Source organism: Flavobacterium sp., from assembly GCF_031422135.1.
Taxonomy (GTDB): domain Bacteria; phylum Bacteroidota; class Bacteroidia; order Flavobacteriales; family Flavobacteriaceae; genus Flavobacterium.
Genome location: NZ_JANOQD010000003.1, coordinates 130,010 through 153,392 on the forward strand (window position 1 = coordinate 130,010; position 23,383 = coordinate 153,392).

Genomic DNA, 23,383 nt, shown 5'->3' on the forward strand with positions numbered 1-23,383 from the left:
ATCAGACCTCACAGTGCTACTATAAATACAAAACTAAAAAAAAAATCGACAAAATGATTAATAAAAACGTTTAAATGCACTTTTATCAATCATTCTATTTTTTTGTACAAAAAAAAGCACGATTCTTAAACAATCGTGCTTTTTCAAACAAACATAAAAAAAAACAAACTATGCTATTTCATATTTTTTAAATTCTTGCGTGTTGACCCTAGCTTTTAAATCGTGTAACAAATTGTAAAGACCAAAGAAGGTTCTGTTTATGTATAAAAAATGTTTCGACCCACGATTTCCATTCATTTTGCGAAGTTGTGTGTCTTTAGTAAATTCTTCTCCCATAGTGGCTATCTGTCCAAAAAAATCATCGTCTGAAAAATCAAAATAATCTCCGTGAAAGGGTTTGGTAAACAAACTCAACAATCTAAAAAATATTTCAGAAAAATAGGCAATTTCTTTTTCGGAATCATCTAAACGAAGTATTTCAAGTTCATACATTTTCTCTTTAAACAAGACTGGATTATTGATAACTTCTGGATTTGCAAGTTCAAAATACGGTATATAAAATTCGTTTGGAACTTCTTTAATACACCCAAAATCAATTGCTATTAAATTACAATTTGCATCAACCAAAAAATTTCCTGGATGTGGATCAGCGTGAACCCTCTTCAGACTGTGCATTTGAAACATATAGAAATTCCACATTGTTTGCCCTAATTTATCGCCTTTCGAGCTGTCTAGGTTGTGAGAAGTGAACTCGGAAAGATGCTCTCCTTCCATCCAATCCATTGTTAGAATTTTTTCTGAAGACAAATCAGCATAATATTTTGGAAATTTTAAATTTTCAATATTTTTACATGCAGCTGACATTTGCTCACTTTGCTTTAACTCCAAAATATAATCGGTTTCCTCGATGAGTTTGTTTTCGACTTCTTGAAAATATTTTTCTGAATCTTTTCCTTTCAAATTAAACATTCTTGTAGCAATAGGTTTTACTAATGCCAAATCAGAACTTATACTATCCGCAACCCCAGGATATTGAATTTTAATAGCTAGTTTTTTACCATTTTTAGTAGCTATGTGTACTTGTCCTATACTTGCTGCGTTTACGGAGTCTGGAGAAAACGTATCGTATATTTCTTCTGGATATTTTCCTAAATATTTTTTAAATGTTTTACGAACTAATGGAGCTGATAAGGCTGGAACTGAAAATTGAGATAACGAAAACTTGTCTACATAGGCCTGAGGCATAATGCTTTTGTCCATACTCAGCATTTGTGCTACTTTCAAAGCGCTTCCTTTTAGATTTTTGAGTCCATCATAGATATCTTCAGCATTATTTTCGTTAAGTTTATCACGAGTTAGTGACGGATTTACTATTTTCTCACTGTAATATGAGATGTAATTTCCACTTACTTTGACACCTGTTTTTAAAAGTTGGCTGGCACGTTCTATTTTGGTTGTTGGGATTTTATCTAGGGTTTTCATTTGGAGTGTTTTTTTTAATTAAATCAATTACATCATTTTTTCTTTCCAAAGAAACTTTCCTAAATCGAATAAATTTTCAAGAGGTTTTGTGTCTAATAAATCAACAACTGTATTGACTGATTTTTCGATAATAATATCTGTTTTTTCAAATGATTTTGATGTATCGTCTATCCAAAATTTCAAGATGAATAAAAATTGAATCCAAGCACCTTCAGAAAAAACAGGTCGAGCTACTTTCGCTACTCTACTGCTATTTTCTGAAGTGCTTGTTTCCATTATGTCTTTGATAAATTCCTTAAAATGATGTCTAAATTCCTTGAAATCTTTCAAGTTTTTCATTCCTTCTTTATTCTCCATTAACGAATAAACAACATAGCTTCTATTTAATGTCAAAATTTCGAATAAAGTAAAGTATAAGGATAGTAATTTATTCTTATCAGGATAATTAGCATAGCTTTTATCTTTTTCTAGAGTAATAACCGCATTTTGAAAAAACTTAGTCCAAATAGCTTGTTTTACCGCATCGAGTGAACCAAAATACATATAAAAATCAGTCTCTTCAATCCCATTGTTTTTACAAAAAACATATACGTTTTTAGTATTATGATTGTTTTCTAGAACATCATTCATATATAAACTTATGATATGATTGTCATCGATTGGTGTTTTCTTTTCTGTCGATTTCTTTGCAGTTGCCATAGTCGTATAATTTTATGTAAATATACCACTTGTCTATTTATTTTTAATATCTGTTAAACAAAATATTTGTTAAATGTCTTTCAAAAAAAATGAAAATAAAAAAGTAAAATGATACTTATTTTTTCTGTTTGTTTTTTTAACTTTCGATGATGAAAAAAAGTCTATCGCTACTAGTAATAATCATTACCTTTTCTTGTAGTAAAAATAATTAAACTGCACCATCACAGATACTTGCAACGGAAAAAGTTTTTTATAAAGGAATGGATTTATCTTTTCAATCTGAATTAGAAAATTACCCTATTGTTTATAAAGATGCTAATAATAATCCTATTGAAGTTTTGCCTTATATCAAAAATAAAGGTTGTAATTTAGTTCGCATCAAAATTTGGCATACTCCTCTAGATAATCAAAATACTTTAGAACAAGTTATGGCGTATGCATTGCGTATAAAACAATATGAAGTTTATGCTTGATTTTCATTATTCAGATACTTGGGCTGATCCAGGCAATCAAACTCCACCATTAGCTTGGCAAAATTTAACTCAAAATCAACTTAAAGACGAATTGTATTTATATACTAAAGATGTTTAGCAACAATTAAAAAATCAAAATACCATTCCAGAATTTGTACAAATAGGAAATGAAACCGATAGTGGTTTTTTTTTGGAATTATGGTAGAGTATGGAATGAATTCAATAGTAATTGGGGAAATTATGTAGCCTTAATTAAAAAAGGAGTTGAAGCGGTGAGAGAAGTAAATGGCGACAAAACTAAAATCATTTTGCACAATTCTAGTGTAGAAAATTCTATTTATTTTTTTGATAAATTACAGCCTTATACTATTGATTATGATGTTATTGGATTATCCTATTACCCTCAATTTCAAACTAAAGATTTAAATGTAGTGCAAACAAAACTAAATACGCTTGCATCAAAATTTAATAAAGAGATAATGTTAGTCGAAGTATCCTATCCATTTACTTTAAGATATAATGACAATCTAAATAACTATATTGGTCAATTAGATGAAATCATTCCAGATTATCCTGCTACTTCAAAAGGTCAAAAAGAATATCTTATGAAAATAGTTTCAATCATAAAAAAAATACCTAATAACAAAGGCATTGGATTTGTTTATTGGGCTCCTGACTGGGTTTCATTTCCAGGAAATACAGCTACATCAACAACAGGGTCATCGTGGGAAAACCACTGCTTATGGGATTTTAATTTTAAATCCTTACCAGCATTTGAAGTTTACAATAACTAAATAAAAAAAAGCGATTTCATCACTGAAATCGCTTTTTTAGTAAGAATAAATTATTTATTTAGTTTCCTGTTTCTTTTTTAGCGTCTTGTACCATTTTATTATTGGCCGTAATTGCAAACTCCACACGACGATTTTGTGATTTACCCTCAGGAGTATCGTTTGAAGCTATTGGTTCTACTTCTCCTAAACCTGTAGTTACAAATCTTGAAGATGCTAAGCCTTTTCCCGACAAATAGGTTTTTACAGAAGCGGCTCTCTGTTTGGACAAATTCAAGTTATAATCATCAGCTCCTGCACTGTCTGTATATCCATATATTTGAATATCAGTATCAGGATATTCGTTAAAAACTGGCACTAACTTATCTAGATTTCCTTTAGCATTTGATGTTAATGTAGATTTATTAGTATCAAAACGCACAGCATTTTCGCCCAACGTTAATTTAATTCCTTCTCCAACTCGCTCCACTTTTGCGCCTGGCAAACTGGTACTAATTTCTCTAGCTTGCTTGTCCATTTTGTTACCAATTACACCACCAGCAACGCCACCAATAACACCTCCGAGAACAGCACCAAGAGCACCATTTCCACCTTTTCCAATGTTATTCCCTAAAACACCCCCAATAATGGCACCACCAACGGCTCCAATTCCAGCACCTCTTTGTGTTTTATTTGTATTTTTTACAGCCTCACAACTTGTTATAAGTATTGGGCTTAAAACCATTAAAATGGCAACTATCGCTATTTTTATATTTTTCATATTTTAAATTTAAATTATTTTTTTTGAAATTGATACACCACATTTCCTACTTTTCCACCTACATCGATTCTATCTAGTAATTGAAAAGAGGTTTCCGTAACATTTGCAACATTCAATATGTAACCATCTCTCACTTTTTTTGCTTTATCGCCAGCAGCCAAAATTTTCATTACAAATTGTCCTTCTTTATTAATAAACCATGTAATGTCAGAAGCAAAATTTGGACAACTTGAACTAGTCAATGCCATAGTCCCTTTATTATTATTCGATACAAATTTCCAAGCACTACCTACAAAACATTTTGAATCAGCAATATCGAAAGAATTCACTTTAAAATATTCTGAACCAGGATAAGTCACTCCACTTATTGTCCAATCTCCTTTGATTACTCTTTCTGTCTTGTTGTCAACCTTTGTACTGGTAATTGATTGCGTTTTACACCCAAAAGCTAAAATTGAAAACATCAATACTACAATTGTTTTTTTCATAACTATAAATTTAAATTTTAACAAATATACAAAAGCTTAAAATCTAAATTGTTTCAAAATTATTATTTTTTTCATCAAAATTATACTGTAACGACAATTTGTCATTGTTAATACAATTGGTATTCTATTTGAGAGAATTAAAATGATTAAAAAAAACCTTTAAATTTAAAAACTATGACAACAGGAAAAATTAATGTTTCAGTAGAAAACATATTTCCCTTAATCAAGAAATTCTTATACAGCGATCACGAAATTTTCTTGAGAGAGTTAATTTCAAACGGAACCGATGCCACCCTAAAACTAAAACACCTGACTAGCATTGGAGAAGCCAAAGTAGAATATGGCAACCCAATTATCGAAGTGAAAATCGACAAGGAAGGCAAAAAAATTCACATTATAGATCAAGGTCTTGGTATGACAGCTGACGAGGTTGAAAAATACATAAATCAAGTCGCTTTTTCTGGCGCAGAAGAATTTTTGGACAAATATAAAGATTCCGCCAAAGATTCTGGAATTATTGGTCACTTCGGTCTTGGTTTTTATTCGGCCTTTATGGTAGCAGAAAAAGTGGAAATTATTACAAAATCATACAAAGACGAACCAGCTGCACACTGGACTTGCGACGGAAGCCCCGAATTTACGTTGACTTCTGCTGACAAAACCACTCGTGGAACTGAAATTATCCTTCACATCGCTGAAGATTCTTTAGAGTTTTTAGAAGATTCAAAAATTTCAGGTTTACTCAATAAGTACAATAAGTTTATGCCTATTCCAATTAAATTTGGAACTAGAACCGAGAAAATCGAGCAGAAAAAAGGAGAAGAAATCACTCCAGAAAATAAAGATAATATTTTTACCGAAGTAGAAGTTGACAATATCATCAACAACCCAAATCCAGCTTGGACAAAACAACCAACAGAACTTTCGGACGAAGATTACAAAACGTTTTATAGAGAATTGTATCCAATGCAATTTGAGGATCCTTTGTTCAATATTCATTTGAATGTTGATTATCCTTTCAACTTGACTGGGATTTTATATTTTCCAAAATTGGGTTCTGATTTGCAAATTCAGAAGGACAAGATTCAATTGTATCAAAATCAAGTTTATGTAACGGATAATGTAGAAGGAATTGTTCCTGAATTTTTGATGATGCTTCGTGGTGTGGTCGATTCACCAGATATTCCGTTAAATGTTTCTCGTTCTGGTTTACAAGCGGATGGTGCTGTAAAGAAAATATCCAATTATATAACTCGTAAAGTTGCTGATAAACTAAAAGCCTTATTTACAGAAAACCGTGAAGATTTTGAGCAAAAATGGAACGATATCAAAATTGTTTTAGAATATGGAATGCTTTCTGAGGATAAGTTTTATGAAAAAGCGGGTGCTTTTGTTTTGTATCCAACAGTTGATGGTAAATATTTTACTTTAGATGAAATAAAAGAAAATCTAAAAGAAAAGCAAACCAACAAAGACGGAAAATTGGTTGTTTTATATGCTGGAAGCAAAGATGCTCAACATTCATACATTGAAACTGCCAAAGAAAAAGGATATGAAGTTTTACTTTTAGATTCTCCTATTATTTCGCATTTGATTCAAAAAATTGAAGGTGATAATCCAGATTTAACTTTTGTTCGTGTGGATTCTGATCATATTGATAATTTAATCAAGAAAGAAGAAACTGCAATTTCAAAATTATCTGATGAAGAAAAAGAAAGTCTAAAAACATCTTTAGAATCATTTATACCAAAAGCATATTCTGTCCAATTGGAAGCTTTAGACAGTAGCGCATCTCCTTTCATCATTACGCAACCAGAATTTATGCGTCGAATGAAAGAAATGAGCCAATCTGGTGGTGGTAGTATGTTTGGAATGAATCATATGCCTGAAATGTATAATTTGGTAGTGAATACCAATTCGGATTTAGCAAGTTCTATCTTGAATAACAAAGATAAAACAGCTCAAGAAAGTTTGGTAAAACAAGCGTTAGACTTGGCAAAATTATCTCAAAATTTATTAAAAGGAGAGGAATTGACTGCTTTTGTAAAAAGAAGTTTTGAGTTGATTAAGTAGTTATTAGGGACTAAACCAGTTGGGTGCAATTATTTTTTTTAGATAATTTTTTACGATTTTGTCTCACTTAGCTTAGCTTGCGCTGGTTAAAGAAGCAAAGTATCTTCTAATTGGGGTCTTCGATACTTCCTTTGTTATTAAAGACGTAGCTCAGACAAATAATTTAGTTATAATAGATTTTACTTTCAATAGAAAATCAATTTTTTAATTAACTTTCTAATTGAACCCATCAAGTTATTTTATTTTATGATTATTTTTTTGTGACTAAAAATTGAGTCACAAAAAAATAATCATAAAATTATATATGTCAAAGATTTGCATTTAAAACATTTAATTTTTTATTCACTCAACAAATAATTTAAATTATAATAAGGTTAACAAAATGTATGTTGCAAAGCATAGACTGCGATTATGTCTTTATAGTTTTTGTACGTACTATTATATAAAAAAAGCTAAACAAATTTCTAGCTTATCCTTGATATCTATGTTTACAGTATGCCTTTTATTCTTTTGCGAACACTACTACAGTTGCCTTTGAATCGGCAGAATTCTTAGTGTCATAAACAAACTCAATTTTAGTAATTACTCTTTCTTTCCCATCAAGGTCAATTAGACGAGTTTCACCACCTGCAGCAATTCTTTTTCTAATTTCAATATCTTGTACTGTTCCATTTCTATAAAAGACTTTTATATCCTTAAAATTTACTGCCCCATTTTTGACAAAAAATTTCAGTTTTGTAAAAGTACCTTTGGCAGCAGTTACTGGAAGTACATCCTTCTCAACCCGATAATCAACTTTTCTAGCGCCAATTTTTTCCCATCCTTTGTCTTGTGCTAAAAGATTGGTATTAAAAAATAACAAAGTCAACACACCAAATAAAATCATTCTTTTTTTCATTTTTTTTAATTTAAATTTTTAATTAATTGTTTTGCTTAAACGTTAGACTTGAATTGAGTGAATTAGTTTAATTGAATTTTTATTTAAAATTAAAATGGAATCACCCACGCTCATATACCCTTTGAGTAACATTGCCTATTTTCTACCATAGATATTTATGCTTTTAAATTTCTATTATCAATTTAATATTATCAATTCTAGAATCTATTTTTTTTCCTTTTAACAACTAGTTTGAAGCCAAACGCGTAGTCATTGCAGATGATTTTAATCTAAAATCGGGTGTTTTTTTAATATCAAATTCAAAAAACAAATCTATTTTAGGAATTATTGAAGAAAAAATATTAAACTTTTCGTTGCTATACCAAATTTCTATTTGTTTGTTGTTGCTATTTGATTCAGTTTGTATATAGCCTTTGCAATTATGAAAAACCATATTTTCAAGTTTTATTTTTTGTAAGTTGTTCATATCACTTAAAATTCGATCTTCTAAAATTAAGCATTGACTAAAACCAGAAATAATACTATTTTTAATTTCTAAATTGCTGTCTTTCTTAACATAAATTGCTTCTTTAACAAGTCCTTGATCATTATCTTCATTATTTACAAATGTTACGTTTTTTGCTACTATTTTAGTTTGACTTCTAGAGGCATCAAAATGTTCAATTTTATCGTAAGAATCAATCTCGAAACATCGTGATCGTGAGGCATCAGACGAGAAAGGATGGCGTATGGCAATACTATTGTTTATGGAACACTGAATGCCTTGAGTGAAATCAAAATCATCATCAGTCGCTCTATATGAAATTAGATTATTGACAAGCACATTGCCCCCATACCATTCAAAAGAATCGTCGTTGGAGTAACTTATTTGCAAAAATTCTATCTTGGTTTTTCTTCCTACACCAGCAAGTGATAGTCCATTGAGTTCCTTTAAAGCATTTAACTTTCTTCCTGAAAATTCTATACGAACATATTTTAAAACTCCTGAATCATCTTGATCGTTTGTGCCACCATAGATGTTAAACTTTTGATCTAAGTTAAAATCCAAACTTCCTATGCCTCCAAGTCTATTTGTTGGTGCACCACCCAATACTATAATGCCGCCCCAATCGCCTGGTTTTCTTTCCGAAGCTTCTTTGTTTGAGGTAAAAATTATAGGCTCTGTTTCTTTTCCTTCACACATAATTTTTGATCCTCTTGTAATCACTAAAGTACCGCAAGAATCATAATCACCACGAATTACAGTTCCAGGTTCAATAGTAAGGATTGCATTTTTGGTTACATAAACAATACCCGAAATAAGATAGACATTTTTTTTGTTGAGTGTGAGGTTTGCATCAATGACACCACTTAAAATATTAGTCGAATCTGGATAAAGGGTAGTTTTGGGTTTAAAATTTGTCCAGTTGCTAAGCCAATTTGTATTACCAAATATACCAGTTTCTTGCCCATAGTTTGCAATGCATAAAAGTAAATTAACCAATAAAAATAAAAAAAATTTCATAAGTAAATTGATTTAGGGTATTTTTTTAAAGTACCATAAGAGTAATTGTTGTTCAATAAATGAATTTAATCTAAAAGTTATCTGTTTGTTATTATTAGAAAATACCCCAAAAAAATTTCAGGGTATTTATCACAAAATAAAAAAACCAACAATTAACTATTCTTTTATATATCACCCATTGGGTGTACTGTCGTTTAAACTATATAATCTAGCCCTCTATTGCCTGCTCGAGCTCATTTTAAAACCCCTGATGACTCTCGACTGCGCTCGAGGTAACAAAATAAAAAATAGACTACCTATATTTATATTCGTTATGTTATGATTTACCAAACGTCCCCATCAATTAAGGCAGTTGCTTTAAAAGGTACAATTGATGATGTGTAGCCCCACTGAAATAAAGAAAACTTAAATTTAGGATTTGTTCCTGTTGTTGTTATAGCTATTCTACTATTTGTAATACTACTATTGGCTTTATAATCTTGTAATATAACACCTGATACTGGATCAGTTATTTTATAAAAAAATGCATTGGCACCGGCACTGTTAAACAATTTAAGATCTAAGGTTACTGGTGCTCTCAATTCTCCTTTGTTTATGATAAAAGTGGCTATTTCTGATTTTTTATCTGCTGTCAGATTATTAAAGTTTTGTCCCGCTGTAGTTAAAAATTCTATAAAATCAATTGCCAAGATAGTTACCCTTACTTGATTTGGCTGTGCCGCATTGGCATAAAAAAACTGCACATTGGTTTGCGAAGTTTTATCTGCTGGTGGTGCTATAGGATTATAAACAGTAAGTGGGCTGCTATCAGACAATTGCAATAAGGATATAAACCCATTGGCTGGTGCAGTAACTGGAGTGGTCGATTCTAATGTTTCTGTGCCACTGGCACCCAATCGCCATATTTTTAAATCTTGTGTCAATTCCTTTTCTTTAAAATAAGCTACAGTGCTTTCAAATACTGTTTGAGTACCATCACTATTAATAAAAGGCAAACTGTCTGTCAATTTAGTAGTTCCAAAATCAATGCGATATCTTGCATTTGGATTTTCTAGATAAGGGATTTTAGTGGCTACAGTTACCAGGGTATCCTCTACTTCATACTTACCTTCTGTAGTACACGAGTTAATTATAAATGCAGTAATTATTGGTATTAATATGTATACTATGTATTTTTTCATTGTTGCTTTTTTTATTACTATGTTGTAAACAATTTATTTAAAACAAACCTTTGCCTAAACTTTTAAAACTTAGACAAAGGCTTTTACTTATTTTAAAATTTTTACTTCTTGCCATTCCCAATTTTTTTCTTCACTCCCCCTTATTTTTCTATAGTCCCGAAATAGTATAGAAAAAAGGTGTTAAAATTTACCTTAAAACAACTTTCGCAAACCTATTATCTACCCGAATAATAAGAATTTTATTTTTTGGTAAGTTTGCCAATACTGTAACAGGGTCTCCCGCAGGTATATCCACAATTTTTTGATTAAACAAATCAAATACCTGTACTTGCTCTCCTGCTTCGGTATCTACGTAAACAATGCTACCGTCCACATAAATATCAAGTTTTGATGTTGTCGACTTTTTTCGTACTATTTCTACATCATCTATGATAAAATCTGTAACACCACCTGATGAAATATTAATTAAAAGTTTGGCTACTGTACCATCTGAACCTATTGGTGGCGCTGTAACATTGATGGTTTGTCTGTTCCAAACATTAATAGCATTAAAAGCAGAAGCTTCAAAACCAAACAAGGCACTATCTGCGCTTGTTGGTGGTATATCTACATCATTAGCATCCAACCATTGTAACACTCTGAATCCTGTAGAACCATCGCCTCTGTCTGGTTTTGTGTATTTGTACCAAAAAGAAACATTGTAAGTTTTGCCAGGTTTAATACCTCTCACTACTTGTATCACATCGCCACTTTTACCCTGAACAGTATCCAAAGACATTTTTAAAGCTTTTTTACCTAAACAGCCTACTCTTATACCAGTAGTAATTAAGGATAAACTGGCCGGTGTTTGAATATCGCTGCTTGTCCAACCAAAAGGAATATTGTTGGCTCCTATGGTTCCTTCAAAATTACCGTTTACCAAAAGATTCCCAATTTGAGATCTTTCTACAGCTGTATCTTGAGCATTTACCCCTAATGACATTATAGTAACCCATACTACAATACCTAAATTCCTCATTTTATTTTTAGTTTTCATTTATTTTTATTATTAAATTTATTAAACCTATTAAATATTACTTTACATTCATTTTAAGTAAGTACCCTATCAAAATTAGCTGATAAATACAATACTTTAATTATCGGGAATTCGCAAGGTTTACTAATTTATTTTAAAATAACTTTTCCAGATTTATTATCAACCTTTACAATAAGCATTTGGTTTAAAGGCAAATCATTTAATACAGTAACTGTAGTATTTCCTTGAGCCAAAGTATTTGTTACTTTTTGCCCCATTAAGTTGTATACACCTACTTGTTCGCCTTCTTGTGTTGCTACATACAGACTGTTGCCTTCCGCATACATCTTGACTGTATTTTTCTCTATAGTATTGATCCCTAAGGGTGCTTGTTTGATTACTTTTGCGTTATCAATAACAAAATCTGTAGCGCCACCACAATTAATAACTAATAAAAGTTGGGTAGTGGTAGCAGGTGCAGTAACTGTAGTAGTGAAAGGCAACCAAATGTCTTTTGCCAAATAAGGAACTGGATTAAAACCAAAAAATTCTGCATCTTCATCAAGAGGTGGTACATCGTCACCCATGGTATCAAACCACTGCAAACTAAGAAATCCACCAGAGCCATCATCAACTTGTTTGTATTTATAAAAAAAAGAAACATCATATTTTGAACCTGCCACTATTGCAGGTACTATTTGGGAAACATCACCAAGTATACCTTGAACTTGGTCTACAGATAATTTTAATGCTTTTGCGCCCTCTTGCGGCATAATAGTAGTAATTGCCGAGGAAACACTCGTTTGCAAAGTAGTACTTGGTGTTACCCATCCTGCTGGTGTATTATTTGTAAAAGCACCTTCAAAACCACCATTTACTAAAAGATTGGTTTGTGCCTTTGCACTAAAAAACAGCAAGGATACTACTCCTATTTTGTAAAATTTGTTCATTTTATTTTTCATTTTATTATTATTTAAAAGTTTGTTGCTTTATATTAAAAAGGTGAGGAAAGGAATTTTTAATTCCTTTCCCAACACCTTACTATTATTATTTTTTACTTCTTAACACTGATTAGAAAATTTTGTTAACCCAATTTTCATTGATCCAATATGTAGTTGCTGAAGTAGTATTGGTACCTGGAAAAGCACCTTTGTATGCGGTAGCGGTAAGTGTAGAGTTTACTCCCGCTCCAGCTGGAAACCCAGCAAAGTTTGCACCTGAAAGTGCTGGATTGGCATTAGGTCTTAACGATCTAGCAGTACTAAAATAACCACTGGTTGTAAATGGACCTGAAAGAACAAGACCAGTAGTTGCTGGTGCACTATTGCTTGCATCAAGTGTAAAAGCTGGTGCAAAAGCTGCAGATGCTCCAACAGCAGAAGATCCAGGAATAAGACCTATAACATTGTTTAATACGCTAAATGTTTGCGGACTATCATCTCTTATAACATTTAGACTAGTTGCAGTACCAAAACCGTAAACAACACTGTTACGGAAAACAACATTTGAATTTCTACGGATTAGTGCACCATGAAGTAAAACACTACCAGCACCAGAAGAAGTACCAGTTGAAGTACCTACTATAGTAAAGTTTGAAAGTACTGCACGCGTAATTGGAGCATTTGAAGATGAAGCAGCATCATTGTCACTTTCTATACCATTGGTACCAGATCCATATACTGTAGTAGGGTTTAATGCAGAAACTGCAAACTGTATTCTTCCATTGTAGCCATTATCAAAGTCAAAAGAATCGTCATTGGCAGAAGTAGCTATTAAAAATTTAGCATTTACTGTACCTCCAAAAAATTCAAAAGCATCATCGGCACCTCTGTAAGCCTGTAAATGATCTAATGTAGTACCATTTCCAACACCTGCAAAAGTGAAAGAATTTAACTCATTGCCATCAACAATAACCGCACCAGCATATTCAACTCTCACAAAAGACAAACGTCCTGAATTGTCAGTTGTAACTGTGCCTGTTGTAGTACCATAGCTTACATCTGCATTGGTAACACCAGCAGGAAGACTCGGAACATTAATTCCTTCTATTACTGCTACAGTTGCATGGTTTGATGGAGCGTTGCCTATAACTACCAAACCGCCCCAATCACCAGCATTCAATGAAGGATTGCTAGCATCTATACGACCAGTCATTACTATTGGAAGCGTATTAGTACCAATGGCATTAATTTTAGATCCTCTTGTAATGATGATAGCAGAAGCATCTGCTGGTGTTGCTTTGAAAACACCTTCAATTCTTGTACCTGCTTCAATGTTTAATGTAACACCACCTTTAACTACTACTTTCCCATCTGCGATGTAAGTGTTAGCAGCAACTAAAGAAAAAGTTTGTACTCCACCTACTAGTACAACACCAGGCGTACCTGGTTGTATAACATTTGGCAAAGTAATAGTAGCCTGAACCCCTTTGGCAGTTGAATCGTTGTCTGATCCGTCTAAAGCGTCTGACAAGAAATCCTGAGTACAGGATGACATAGCCAAAACCAATGCAAAACAACTCGTCGCACTTGCGAACCTTTTCAAAAATAAATTTTTCATTTTTTTAGTTTTTTATTGCGCTACTTTATTAAGTTTAATAAGAAAAAAAGAGTAGCATTGACCTTTTCTCTTATTTACATTCCAAACAACTATGGCAACTATTGCACGGTACCTTACAATAAATGTTTTAGTATTTGAACAGTTTCTTTATATTTTTAACCCGTTGGGTGTAATTCATTTTTTTAGCTAAAATTTTTACAGTTTTGTCAAACTGAGCTTGTCGAAGTTTATTTTAAGTGAGTCTTCGACAAGCTCAGACTGACATTTTGGTTTTTAATGGATTTTAATTTGAATAGAAAATCATTTTTTAGATAATCTAATTAATTACACCCAATGGTTTTATTATTATTAAAAATTAATTATTAAACATTTTTTTTTAAAAAGAATACGTAATAGAAAAAGAATAGGTGGTGCCTGCCAAACTTTTTCTAAGTACCCTGTCTTCTCCTTCGTCATAGCCTTTGCCGTTTGTGGCAATACGACCTAAAGTCTGATCATTAGTATCTTTAAAATCAAAAGCATTTACATAGACTATAAAAGGCTGAGCTGTAATATCACTGGCATTCAATTTTAACTCTACTTTATTTTTCATCAATTTAAAACGCAATTGTGCATCGAGTGTGCCACGATCAGCATCGTATATATCTGTTTCTTCATCTGCACCTGCAAAACGAATTTTTTCTCCTAAATAATTATAATTCACTGTGGCTCCTATCTTGTCCAAGTTATAAGACAAACCCGCATTCCAATTGAGTGGTGACAGCCCATTTGGATTACGATCTCTTGTAGAACCACGAACAAGGTTACCCCCAACATCAACAGGATCTAAAGAGACAGAACCTTTTAATAAAGATAAATTGCCACTAACATATAGGTTTTCAAGGTCTTTGGTGATAAAACCAAAGTGTTTTCTGGCATTAAATTCTATACCCTTTACTTTGGCCTCATTTAAATTAATATATAAACTAGTCTCACCACCACTAAAAGCAGTAACAACAGTTTCAATAGCATTGGTAAAATATTTACGAAAAGCAGAGATAGAAACAATTTCTCTGGGCGAAGGATACCATTCCAATCGAAGGTCATAATTAGTAGCAGAAGGATTAAGTAAGCTTCCATTTCCATTAACTGATAAACGCTCATTCAAATCAAAATAAATAAATGGTGCTCGCTCTCTAAAATCTGGACGCGCCAAGGTGCGTGAATAGGCAGCCCTAAATTTGAGTGAGAATAGGAGATCATAGGTGGCTGTGATAGACGGAAGTACATCTCTTTCTTTAAAAGTTAATAAACTATCTACAAATATTCGTCCACCCGTTGGTCCGACCTTGCGACCAACCGTATTTAATTTGATGTCAGTTAATTCAAGTCGAAAACCTCCAATGAAATGCAGTTTTTTAAACAAAGTAAAATCGCCCATAATATACCCTGCATTAATATTTTGGGTGCCATCATATTTGTTAGCATTATTAGATGTACCTGCTAATCCAACATTATAAGGCTCTAAAAGATAAGCTCCAGAGGTAAAATTTTCTGGCGCAAACAATTCTTGAATGGGCTTAATAGTAGCATAGAGTTCACTTGTCAGAATAATATTACGATTAACGGTAATGGATTGTAAATCTTGGCGATAATCTGCAGAACGAAAAGTACCCCAATAGCCTGTCTTAAGTTTTTGATTGTTGCCAGCTACTTTAAAATTAAACTCTATATTGGTTCCAGCATTCCATTTTTTTTCTTTTAATATACTAGCGAATAATCCAGCACCTTTAAAAACATTATTATTACCCGTATTCGCTTCAAACCAATTGTACACTGGAGGTGTTGTAGGTGTGGCTAATGCAAATACATCGGCAGTATTAAAACGATCGTCTGGCTGGTCTCGAACCACTTCATTAAAATCGCCAAACCAATTGAAAATAACTTTTTTATTAAACAGTTTGTGTTCTCCGTCGAGTCTGGTTTGCCACAAAGTATTTTCTCTAACACTACTAATGGTTCTGAATTGAAAGCCAATTGGAACAAAAGCAGGACTAGAATCAGTCTGACTCGAATTATCGTGCGTAAAGCGACGGTTGTATATATTGCGAAAATCAACACGGTGGTTGGTATTTTTCCAACCCGTGTTAAAAAGGCCTGCTACAACGGTTACAAACGAAGATTTAATTCCATCTTTAGAAATTTCTTCTGGAAAAAATCGATCATTCCATTCATAATCTTCACGGCTTTCTTCATTCCGGTAGGTAAAAGCAGATGTAAAACCTATGGTACTGCCGTCTTGAAAAGTAAAAGGCATACCGCCTGTAATGGCATAACTCTGGCTGGGGTTGGCATTAAACTTTTGTAACCCCCAATGGTTGGGCAACTCCCCAGCTAGGTTGTATTGTGCTTGTGCATTTGGGTTTATACCTAAGTCTTGTCTTAAATATACTTTTTTATATTCATCGCTCCAACCGTTCTTGAACCAGTCGCGTTTGTCCGTGCCTAAAAAATAATCTTCTTTGTATCTGGTATTGCTAAAAAAATCTTTGCCAAAACTTTGAGAGTTAAATCCGTTTCCTATGCTCAAGGTTAAGAATTTCTCTTGGGGCACAGACAGTGTGTTTACTTGCACCGCACCTCCGGCAAACTCGCCAGACATATCGGGTGTGAAGGTTTTAGCAATAATCACATTGTCAATTAAGTTACTAGGTATAATATCGAACGAGAAGTTACGGCGGTTGGGTTCTGTACTGGGCAATGAAGCTCCATTGAGTTGTACACTATTGTATCGTTCGCTCATACCGCGCACAACTATAAATTTGTTGTCCTGCATGGTCACTCCAGAAACTCTTTTGAGTACATCGGCCACATTGTTATCTGGTGTTAGTTTTATTTGTTCTGCACTGATACCATCAGTAAAGGATACGGTCTTTTTTTGTAAGGCAAACAAGCTGGCTGTGGATGCTTTTCTGTAACTGGTGGTTACAACCACCTCATTCAAGACATTGGTACTTTCATCCATCACTATATTTAACGATGTAGTTTTTCCTGAGGTTACAACTACCGCGGTTATTCTTTTCTTTTTATAGGAAAGCATCGACAAATCTAGCGTGTAAGTGCCCTGTGGAAGAGACAAGCTGTACTCGCCAGCATAACCTGACTGAGTACCAGCACCAGTTTCAACCACTGTTATATTAACACCAGGTACTGGCAAACCTTGCTGGTCTAGAACGGTACCTTTAATGGTTCCTTTTTGCTGGTTTTGAACTGGCGTTTTATCTTCAACTATGATATAATCGTCATTTGATAATTTTTTATACATAAAACTAGTGGTTGATAGTGTACTTTTGAGTACATTCTCTACAGATTTATTTTTTGCACTTAGTGCGGGCACTTCGGTCTTTTTTACCATATTCACATCAAAAGCAATATTGATTTTACCTATTTTTTCTATTTTAAATAAACGTGATTCTAGTAGTTCGGCGGAAAATTCATTGTTTATATTTTGAAGTTTTACTGTATTGGCTGTTATAAATTGTGATGTTAATATGGTGAACAGTATGAATAAAAAGTTGCTTCGTAATTTATTGTACCTATTTAATCCCATCGATTGATTGATTTATTTATTTATAAAAAATTATTGATTTTGTGTTTACTATTTTATATTTCACCATATACAATGCACCTATAGACTCTGCTACTTGCGTAAGTGTAGCGTCTTGTTTAAAGGAGGCATTCAATAATGCGGTTTTTAAAACTTTGTCTTGCAATATGACTTCAACTCCAAAATGTTGTTTTAGTCTTAATTTCAGCTCGTCTGCACTTGCATGATACATCACCAATCTGTGATCCATCCAAGCAGTAGCATCTTCCCAAACCGCAATTTCTGTTTTGGAGGTTTTTGTTGTTTTATTGTAGGTTATTTGTTTGTTTGCAGTAAGAATTCCCAGTACATTGCCATTATTGTTTACCTCCACTTTCCCTTCTTTGACAGAAACAGCACTTTCGTTCAATGCTCCATAGGCTTTGACATTGAAGGCCGTTCCTTTAACTGTGGTTTCAATATTTTGGGTATGCACTATAAAAGGTTTGCTAGGATCCTTAGCCACTTCAAAAAAAGCTTCACCTTCTTGTAGCCATACTTCCCTTTTTTGCTTATTGAAAGCTTTTGTTGATAGTGCCAACTTGGTATCGCTGTTTAGATAAATTACTGATCCATCGGGCAACATCATTTTCTTCATTTCTCCTTCGCCAGATTTGTAATGGGTCATCATCATTGCCGTAGTATTTTGAAAGCTAGGTTTAGCATTATGATCAAAATAAAAAAAATAAAACCCTAGTCCCATAAAAAATGTGATACTTGCTGCTACAGAAAATTTCGAGTATCGGTGCCATTGTATTTTACGCACTTTGGTATTTTCAAAAACCATTTCATTATCAAAATCGAAATTTTCAGATAATTTTAGCCAAATATCATCGCATATCTTTTGAGCAGAGGCATCAGATATTTTATAATTAAAATTTTGAATTTCAGGATCCCACTTCTCGACTATTTTTTTTTCTTTCTCTGTAGCCTCACCCTGAAAGTAACGCTCAAACAATTCATGAACCCAATGCAGAGCAGATTCCTTATTTCGAAAATATTTTTTTGTATTGTCTTTCATTAAATGTTTAAAGTGTAATTTAATTAATGTGTGATTAGTGTCTCTAAAAGATAATCGTATTGTTGGGGCCTTTTTGCTAAAAAAAGAGTTTATGATTGTGTTGTGGATTTGTGAATAAAACGTTAATCATCAATATTATATGAATATCACACTTATTTTTATTTATTTATAAAACTTAAAAAAGCCAAAAAAAACCTACAATTATATTAACTATTTCATAACTTTTAAACAATTATTTAAAATTACTTTTGTCTCCATTCATTATTACAGATTTGTTAGACCAATTTTATAGTTTTAATTTATATGAAAACATCAGATAAAGAATTATTAGAAAAAATTGCCCACAAAAATGAAATTGCCTTTAATGAATTCTATAAAAATTATTCTGTATTATTATACAAATGGGCATATAATCGAATTGGAAATTATGAAGTTTGCAATGAAGTAACCCAAGAGTTTTGGTCAAGTTTTTGGATCAATCCTGACATAATTAAAACCAACGAAGAAGGTTCTGCAAAAAATTTTCTGTTACATTTTTTTACTTATCGAATCCTAGATTATTTACGCGCTAATAATAAAAGAAACAAATCTATGGCCAACGATTGGGAATATGATAATTTAGAAAGTACATTATCGTATTCACATATTCTTGAAGAAATACACGAAAAAGAAATACATACTCTTATTGATGAAATTCTAGATACTTTACCAGCCCTAACCAAAGAAGTTTTTATTTGCAGGCTAAAAAAAAATTATTCAATAGAAGAAACCGCAGCATATTTAAATATTAAGAAAAAAACAGTGTATAACCGTTCTGTTTCAGGGCTCAAAACAATACGGACTAAAGTAAATGAAATCAATTTAGAGAATCAAGGATTAGATAATCAAACCGCTCTATTAAAATTAATTGTTTTATTAAATTTATTAAACTGATTGTTTGAAAAAATTCTCACATTGTCAGGTAATTTTGTAATACCCAAATTGACTAATCTTAAATAGTTGTTATATCTATTAATACTTCATAGTCTTATTAATACTTCATAGTCTTATTATAAATTTAATAGACTATGAAAAAAAATATCCAATCTACCAGTTATTATTCTAAGCACAACGTTTAGTTCTGCTCAAGAAAGTTTCGTAAAACAAGCGTTAGACTTGGCAAAATTATCTCAAAATTTATTAAAAGGAGAGGAATTGACTGCTTTTGTAAAAAGAAGTTTTGAGTTGATTAAATAGATTGTTAGATCATAGACAAATAGAGGATAGACCTGCGAGTGAGAACTTGCAGGTTTTTTTTGTTACTAGTTAAACCTTTCCGCTTTTTTATAGTCTTATTAATAAACATTTTAAGATTATGAAAAAAATAACCACACTCTTTTTTATTGTTCTAGGAATAACAATTGGTTCCGCTCAAGAAAATGACAATCCAGAATTTACAGGCGAAAATTTTAGTTTAGAAGGTGCTTTAGCATTATTCAAAAAAGCAAATTCACTCGAAGAATTTGAAAAAATGATTAATCAAGAAGATAACAACGTCAACAATCTTGATTTGAATGACGATGGTAATATAGATTATATCAATGTAGACGCTATTAAAGAAAGTAATACTCACGTTATTGTTTTGAGTACTTTTTTAAATGAAAACGAAAAACAAGACATTGCTACTATTGGTATCGAAAAAACTGGAAACGAAGAAGCAACATTACAAATGGAGGGCGATGAAGAGTTGTATGCAACAAATACAATTGCTGAACCTTTTGACAGTTCAGATAAAATAGAAAAAACTAAAGGTGGGCCAGCTCTGGGAGAAATTACAACTACTAGTCGTTTAGTAAATGTCTGGTTTTGGCCTTGTGTTCGTTTTGTTTATGCTCCAAATTATGTGATTTGGACTTCTCCATATCGATTTGGGTTTCATCCACGCTGGTGGAAACCTTGGAGACCTTTCCGATATTCTTTTTTTTACAGCCGTAGTGCACCGCATCGAGTTTACTATCACCGAACTCCAAATAGAAGATTGGTTTTTGTAAAAAAAATATACATTCCAAAAAGACGTTATTCTAAAATAGTTGTTCATCATAACAAACACAGTACTGTAGTTGTAAAAAGTAACAATCGTAAAGTAAAAGACGTTAAAACTCCAAAAAAATCGAACGTAAAAGTTGTTAAGCATTCTAAAAGAGGTAGACGTTAATTTAAAATTTAGATTATGAATAATAACACGCTTTGGTCGTTGCGGCTTGGTTTTTCTAATAAACAAGAAAAAGTAATTGAAAAATCGGGTATCGCAAAATTTCTAGAAGACTCCTTTAATTCAAAATTTGATACATCAATTCCCGATTTCTTAAAAGACAGTCCAAAATCATTGGAAGAATTTAAGGCAATTAGAAAAAATAGAAAAGAAGCAACTGAAGAAGAAAAAAAACAATTTTTAAAAAAAGAAATTAGTACTTCTTTAGAAATGAAAGGATGGTGGATTGATAAAATGATAACGAATGACTTACCGCTTCTAGAAAAAATGACTTGCTTCTGGCACAACCATTATGTTTCAACTTATCAAAAAGTAAAAGTAAATTATTGGATTTTTCAGCACAATCAAATTTTGAGAGAAAATGCATTTGGTAACTTTAAAGATCTTACCAAAAAAATGATTAAAAGCAATGCAATGGTTCGTTATCTTGACAATACTGATAATAGAAAAGGTAAATTGAACGAAAACTTAAGTCGCGAATTGCTAGAACTTTTCACACTTGGAATTGGAAATTACACCGAAAATGATATTAAAAACGGAGCAAAAGGTTTGGCTGGATTAGGCATTGGAGATGAGAATGCTATTTATAGAAAAATATTTGAAGATCCTGAACCTTTTGACTATTTAGGCAAAAATGGGAGTTTTAAAATTGAGGAAATGATTGATATTATTTTTGAACAAAAAAACATTCCCTACTTACTGACTAGAAAAATTTTAAAATGGTTTATTTATGATAATCCATCGGAAGATCTGGTCAACTATTATGGTGATTATTTCAGAAAAGTAGATTTTGAAATCAAGCCATTACTAACTAGAATTTTTACAGAAGAATTTGCCAAAAATACTGCTGGTTCAAAAATTAAAAACCCCATTGAATATACATTGCAACTCGTTGATGAATTGAATAATAAAACCATAAAGTCAAAGCTAATTTCGATTTTTATCAAACAACAAGGAATGGATTTATTCAATCAACCCAACGTGAAAGGTTGGGATGGCGGTAACAATTGGCTGACCTCACAAATTTATTTGCAACGCAACAACGCCGCAGATTTACTCTGCAGTGGAAAAAATTTGAATCGAGCCAAAAAAGCTGAAAATGATTCTGAAATGATGTCTGAAAATCAAGAAAACAGTTCGAAGTTGGATCTCAAATGGTCAAAAAACGGAAACAATAAAACTATAATTTCCGAACTCAAAAAAAGGTTGCTTTTTCAGGTTGACGAAGCTACACAAAAAGATTTTGAAGCAATTTTGAAATATGACTTTAATCCTGAAGCGCAAAATGCAGATCAAGCCGTATTGAGATTATTTAATGCTATGGTTAAATTACCAGAATATCAACTAATCTAAAACTCTAGTTATCAGAAGTCTAATATTTTAAATTCAAGAAATGAAAAGAAGAAATTTTTTATCGTTAACAGGAACTTTTACTGGTGGTGCTTTGCTTCTCCCTGATTTTCTATTTGCATTGGGTTCACAACCTAATTTGGTTGTTGGAGAACAATGTTTGGTTTTTGTTCAGCTAAATGGAGGCAATGATGGCTTAAATACTTTTGTGCCTTTTGAAGATACTTTGTATTATAATTTACGCCCAAACATTGCACTTTCAAAAGACGAAGTAGTGGGTAAAAATCAAAATATGGCATTTCACCCAGCTTTAAAAGGATTTGCCACAATGCAACAAAACGGTGATTTATCTGTGATTCAAAATGTGGGTTATCCTGAACCTGTTCGTTCCCATTTTCGCAGCCAAGAAATTTGGCAAACAGCCTCTGCAACTAATGAATACTTGAATGATGGCTGGCTGGGTCGCTATCTTGATTTGAAGTATAAAGAAAACAATCCAACTGGTGGAATTAATATTGATTCGATTGATAATTTGGCTCTAAAAGGTCAAGAACCCAACTCGATAACTGTAAAAGATCCAAGTAGGTTCAAAATAAAATCTGATGCTGACGACAATATAAAATTGTCAAATAACCCACAATTGGATTTTGTTCGGAAAATTGCCAATTCTGTATTGGAAGGTTCTGATGATATTCAGAATGCGTTGTCAAATTCAATTTCAGAAACCACATATCCTAAAACAGGACTTGCAAAAAATATGGAATGGATTGCTCGATTAATCAAAGGGAATTTGAACTCAAGGGTTTATTACACCTCACTTGGAAGTTTTGACACACACGACAACCAGTTGATAACACATAAAAATAAATTGACAGAACTCAACGATGCTCTTTTTAGTTTTTATACTGATTTGAAAAATGCAAAATTGTTACAAAACGTAACAGTTGTAGTTTTTTCGGAATTTGGTCGTCGCGTAAAAGACAATGGAAAGGGAACCGATCACGGAACTGCAGCACCTATGTTTATTATTGGTGGAAATACTAAAGGAAAAATTATTGGCAATAATCCAAATTTATCCAATTTAAACAACGGAGATTTAAAACACGAAATCGATTTTAGAAGTGTTTATGCTTCCCTTTTGCAAAATAAATTGAATTTTGATTGTACAAAAATTGGAATTCAAAACAAAAAATTAGAAGGATTATTTTAGGAA

20 protein-coding genes are annotated in these 23,383 nt (G+C 32.3%); 8 read left to right on the forward strand and 12 right to left on the reverse strand.

Annotated features, from left to right (window positions below; translation table 11 throughout):
* Positions 1 to 168 precede the first annotated feature (168 nt).
* Complete coding sequence (locus tag RMO70_RS00755) at positions 169 to 1,482, reverse strand: AarF/UbiB family protein (protein ID WP_310554505.1); 1,314 nt, start codon at positions 1,480 to 1,482, stop codon at positions 169 to 171.
* A 27-nt stretch (positions 1,483 to 1,509) separates the two neighbouring features.
* The gene (locus tag RMO70_RS00760) at positions 1,510 to 2,181 is read right to left on the reverse strand and encodes a TetR family transcriptional regulator C-terminal domain-containing protein (RefSeq protein ID WP_310554506.1); all 672 of its coding nucleotides are present in this window, start codon (positions 2,179 to 2,181) and stop codon (positions 1,510 to 1,512) included.
* 260 nt (positions 2,182 to 2,441) lie between these two features.
* Here RMO70_RS00760 and RMO70_RS00765 point away from each other — a divergent pair, with 260 nt between their 5' ends.
* Genes RMO70_RS00765 through RMO70_RS00775 form a run of 3 tightly spaced genes read left to right on the forward strand, consistent with a single transcriptional unit; the run spans position 2,442 to position 3,448 of the window.
* Positions 2,442 to 2,654 (forward strand): glycosyl hydrolase 53 family protein, encoded by a 213-nt coding sequence (locus RMO70_RS00765; RefSeq protein ID WP_310554507.1) that lies wholly within the window; start codon positions 2,442 to 2,444, stop codon positions 2,652 to 2,654.
* The gene (locus RMO70_RS00770; RefSeq protein ID WP_310554508.1) at positions 2,647 to 2,772 is read left to right on the forward strand and encodes a glycosyl hydrolase 53 family protein; all 126 of its coding nucleotides are present in this window, start codon (positions 2,647 to 2,649) and stop codon (positions 2,770 to 2,772) included. The genes RMO70_RS00765 and RMO70_RS00770 overlap by 8 nt, the downstream gene beginning before the upstream one ends.
* A 49-nt stretch (positions 2,773 to 2,821) precedes the next feature.
* Positions 2,822 to 3,448, forward strand: a complete 627-nt coding sequence (locus RMO70_RS00775; RefSeq protein WP_310554509.1) for a glycosyl hydrolase 53 family protein — start codon at positions 2,822 to 2,824, stop codon at positions 3,446 to 3,448.
* Positions 3,449 to 3,506: 58 nt separating this feature from the next.
* Here the strand turns inward: RMO70_RS00775 and RMO70_RS00780 are convergent, their stop codons facing one another.
* Positions 3,507 to 4,205, reverse strand: coding sequence for an OmpA family protein (locus RMO70_RS00780; RefSeq protein ID WP_310554510.1), 699 nt, complete (start codon positions 4,203 to 4,205; stop codon positions 3,507 to 3,509).
* A 14-nt stretch (positions 4,206 to 4,219) separates the two neighbouring features.
* Positions 4,220 to 4,693: a lipocalin family protein gene (locus tag RMO70_RS00785; RefSeq protein WP_310554511.1), complete on the reverse strand. Its 474-nt coding sequence runs from the start codon at positions 4,691 to 4,693 to the stop codon at positions 4,220 to 4,222.
* 174 nt (positions 4,694 to 4,867) lie between these two features.
* Between RMO70_RS00785 and htpG the strand changes: the two genes are divergently transcribed.
* The gene (gene htpG / locus RMO70_RS00790; protein ID WP_310554512.1) at positions 4,868 to 6,766 is read left to right on the forward strand and encodes a molecular chaperone HtpG; all 1,899 of its coding nucleotides are present in this window, start codon (positions 4,868 to 4,870) and stop codon (positions 6,764 to 6,766) included.
* Positions 6,767 to 7,268: 502 nt separating this feature from the next.
* On the opposite strand, the gene RMO70_RS00795 is transcribed toward htpG, so the two are convergent.
* The 8 genes from RMO70_RS00795 to RMO70_RS00830 all read right to left on the reverse strand — a co-directional run bounded on the left by RMO70_RS00795 (position 7,269) and on the right by RMO70_RS00830 (position 18,569).
* On the reverse strand, positions 7,269 to 7,664 hold the full coding sequence (locus RMO70_RS00795; protein WP_310554513.1) for a DUF2541 family protein: 396 nt from the start codon (positions 7,662 to 7,664) through the stop codon (positions 7,269 to 7,271).
* 226 nt (positions 7,665 to 7,890) lie between these two features.
* The gene (locus RMO70_RS00800; protein ID WP_310554514.1) at positions 7,891 to 9,168 is read right to left on the reverse strand and encodes a hypothetical protein; all 1,278 of its coding nucleotides are present in this window, start codon (positions 9,166 to 9,168) and stop codon (positions 7,891 to 7,893) included.
* A 323-nt stretch (positions 9,169 to 9,491) separates the two neighbouring features.
* Positions 9,492 to 10,349, reverse strand: a complete 858-nt coding sequence (locus tag RMO70_RS00805) for a hypothetical protein (RefSeq protein WP_310554515.1) — start codon at positions 10,347 to 10,349, stop codon at positions 9,492 to 9,494.
* Between the two features lie 187 nt (positions 10,350 to 10,536).
* Entirely contained in the window at positions 10,537 to 11,385 is an 849-nt protein-coding gene (locus RMO70_RS00810; RefSeq protein WP_310554516.1) for a hypothetical protein, read from the reverse strand.
* A 128-nt stretch (positions 11,386 to 11,513) separates the two neighbouring features.
* The gene (locus tag RMO70_RS00815; protein ID WP_310554517.1) at positions 11,514 to 12,314 is read right to left on the reverse strand and encodes a hypothetical protein; all 801 of its coding nucleotides are present in this window, start codon (positions 12,312 to 12,314) and stop codon (positions 11,514 to 11,516) included.
* A 121-nt stretch (positions 12,315 to 12,435) separates the two neighbouring features.
* Positions 12,436 to 13,923, reverse strand: a complete 1,488-nt coding sequence (locus RMO70_RS00820) for a hypothetical protein (protein ID WP_310554518.1) — start codon at positions 13,921 to 13,923, stop codon at positions 12,436 to 12,438.
* A 376-nt stretch (positions 13,924 to 14,299) separates the two neighbouring features.
* Complete coding sequence (locus tag RMO70_RS00825) at positions 14,300 to 17,512, reverse strand: TonB-dependent receptor domain-containing protein (protein WP_310554519.1); 3,213 nt, start codon at positions 17,510 to 17,512, stop codon at positions 14,300 to 14,302.
* Between the two features lie 16 nt (positions 17,513 to 17,528).
* Positions 17,529 to 18,569 (reverse strand): FecR domain-containing protein, encoded by a 1,041-nt coding sequence (locus RMO70_RS00830; RefSeq protein WP_310554520.1) that lies wholly within the window; start codon positions 18,567 to 18,569, stop codon positions 17,529 to 17,531.
* Positions 18,570 to 18,872: 303 nt separating this feature from the next.
* Here RMO70_RS00830 and RMO70_RS00835 point away from each other — a divergent pair, with 303 nt between their 5' ends.
* The 4 genes from RMO70_RS00835 (at position 18,873) to RMO70_RS00850 (ending at position 23,380) form a co-directional block, all read left to right on the forward strand.
* Positions 18,873 to 19,502, forward strand: a complete 630-nt coding sequence (locus RMO70_RS00835) for a sigma-70 family RNA polymerase sigma factor (protein ID WP_310554521.1) — start codon at positions 18,873 to 18,875, stop codon at positions 19,500 to 19,502.
* 421 nt (positions 19,503 to 19,923) lie between these two features.
* Positions 19,924 to 20,763, forward strand: a complete 840-nt coding sequence (locus RMO70_RS00840) for a hypothetical protein (protein ID WP_310554522.1) — start codon at positions 19,924 to 19,926, stop codon at positions 20,761 to 20,763.
* A 15-nt stretch (positions 20,764 to 20,778) separates the two neighbouring features.
* The gene (locus RMO70_RS00845) at positions 20,779 to 22,173 is read left to right on the forward strand and encodes a DUF1800 domain-containing protein (RefSeq protein ID WP_310554523.1); all 1,395 of its coding nucleotides are present in this window, start codon (positions 20,779 to 20,781) and stop codon (positions 22,171 to 22,173) included.
* Positions 22,174 to 22,213: 40 nt separating this feature from the next.
* Positions 22,214 to 23,380, forward strand: coding sequence for a DUF1501 domain-containing protein (locus RMO70_RS00850; RefSeq protein ID WP_310554524.1), 1,167 nt, complete (start codon positions 22,214 to 22,216; stop codon positions 23,378 to 23,380).
* Positions 23,381 to 23,383: the final 3 nt, after the last annotated feature.

Coding starts and splice junctions, on each gene's coding strand:
- RMO70_RS00840 (WP_310554522.1), top strand. CDS start 19,924: ATGAAAAAAATAACCACACTCTTTTTTATTGTTCTAGGAATAACAATT.
- RMO70_RS00775 (WP_310554509.1), top strand. CDS start 2,822: ATGAAACCGATAGTGGTTTTTTTTTGGAATTATGGTAGAGTATGGAAT.
- RMO70_RS00820 (WP_310554518.1), bottom strand. CDS start 13,923: ATGAAAAATTTATTTTTGAAAAGGTTCGCAAGTGCGACGAGTTGTTTT.
- RMO70_RS00805 (WP_310554515.1), bottom strand. CDS start 10,349: ATGAAAAAATACATAGTATACATATTAATACCAATAATTACTGCATTT.
- RMO70_RS00815 (WP_310554517.1), bottom strand. CDS start 12,314: ATGAACAAATTTTACAAAATAGGAGTAGTATCCTTGCTGTTTTTTAGT.
- RMO70_RS00810 (WP_310554516.1), bottom strand. CDS start 11,385: ATGAAAACTAAAAATAAAATGAGGAATTTAGGTATTGTAGTATGGGTT.
- RMO70_RS00770 (WP_310554508.1), top strand. CDS start 2,647: ATGCTTGATTTTCATTATTCAGATACTTGGGCTGATCCAGGCAATCAA.
- RMO70_RS00850 (WP_310554524.1), top strand. CDS start 22,214: ATGAAAAGAAGAAATTTTTTATCGTTAACAGGAACTTTTACTGGTGGT.
- RMO70_RS00765 (WP_310554507.1), top strand. CDS start 2,442: ATGGATTTATCTTTTCAATCTGAATTAGAAAATTACCCTATTGTTTAT.
- RMO70_RS00760 (WP_310554506.1), bottom strand. CDS start 2,181: ATGGCAACTGCAAAGAAATCGACAGAAAAGAAAACACCAATCGATGAC.
- RMO70_RS00830 (WP_310554520.1), bottom strand. CDS start 18,569: ATGAAAGACAATACAAAAAAATATTTTCGAAATAAGGAATCTGCTCTG.
- htpG (WP_310554512.1), top strand. CDS start 4,868: ATGACAACAGGAAAAATTAATGTTTCAGTAGAAAACATATTTCCCTTA.
- RMO70_RS00755 (WP_310554505.1), bottom strand. CDS start 1,482: ATGAAAACCCTAGATAAAATCCCAACAACCAAAATAGAACGTGCCAGC.
- RMO70_RS00795 (WP_310554513.1), bottom strand. CDS start 7,664: ATGAAAAAAAGAATGATTTTATTTGGTGTGTTGACTTTGTTATTTTTT.
- RMO70_RS00845 (WP_310554523.1), top strand. CDS start 20,779: ATGAATAATAACACGCTTTGGTCGTTGCGGCTTGGTTTTTCTAATAAA.
- RMO70_RS00780 (WP_310554510.1), bottom strand. CDS start 4,205: ATGAAAAATATAAAAATAGCGATAGTTGCCATTTTAATGGTTTTAAGC.
- RMO70_RS00785 (WP_310554511.1), bottom strand. CDS start 4,693: ATGAAAAAAACAATTGTAGTATTGATGTTTTCAATTTTAGCTTTTGGG.
- RMO70_RS00825 (WP_310554519.1), bottom strand. CDS start 17,512: ATGGGATTAAATAGGTACAATAAATTACGAAGCAACTTTTTATTCATA.
- RMO70_RS00800 (WP_310554514.1), bottom strand. CDS start 9,168: ATGAAATTTTTTTTATTTTTATTGGTTAATTTACTTTTATGCATTGCA.
- RMO70_RS00835 (WP_310554521.1), top strand. CDS start 18,873: ATGAAAACATCAGATAAAGAATTATTAGAAAAAATTGCCCACAAAAAT.